This window comes from candidate division Zixibacteria bacterium HGW-Zixibacteria-1 (assembly GCA_002838945.1).
Classification (GTDB): domain Bacteria; phylum Zixibacteria; class MSB-5A5; order GN15; family PGXB01; genus PGXB01.
In genome coordinates, this window is the sequence record PGXB01000057.1 from 17085 (window position 1) to 17739 (window position 655).

General features: G+C 34.2%; 1 protein-coding gene. It reads left to right on the plus strand.

The features are described from left to right. Positions 1–588 (plus strand): hypothetical protein (locus tag CVT49_15380; protein ID PKK82130.1); only part of this gene is annotated, 588 nt, incomplete at its 5' end. Between the last annotated feature and the right edge of the window lie 67 nt (positions 589–655).

The window sequence follows — 655 nt, forward strand, 5'->3', positions numbered from 1 at the left end:
CCGCTTAAAGAATTAAAGAAGTTAACAACATTAGATTTATCATCTAATCAAATCAGCGAGCTGGCCCCGCTTAAAGAATTAAAGAAGTTAACAACATTATTTTTATCTGGAAATCAAATCAGCGAGCTGGCGCCGCTTAAAGAATTAAAGAAGTTAACGACATTAGATTTATCTTATAATCAAATCAGCGATCTGGCCCCGCTAAAAGAATTAAAGAAGTTAACAACACTATGGCTAAATAACAATAAACTCCATGATGTTTCCACGCTTAAAGAATCAAAGAATCTAACAACATTGATTTTATCTGATAATCTACTCAGCAATATTTCTCCACTTGGAGAATTAAAGAACCTAAGAAAATTAAGTATATTTGGAAATCAAATTAGGGATATTTCTCCACTTAGAGAATTAAAGGATCTAAGAGAACTAGCTATATTTCGAAATCAAGTCATTGATCTTTCCCCGCTTAGAGAATTAGAGAATCTGACAAATTTGCTTTTACTTAATAATCAAATAAGCGATCTATCCCCGCTTAAAGAATTAAGGAATTTGACGGTATGGTCTTCCCCTAAAAAAATGGACACATAGTTAAGATAGGGTAGCCGCCCGTTCGAAGTCAACTGGATTTTTAAAACCCAGGCTCGAATGACGGCGT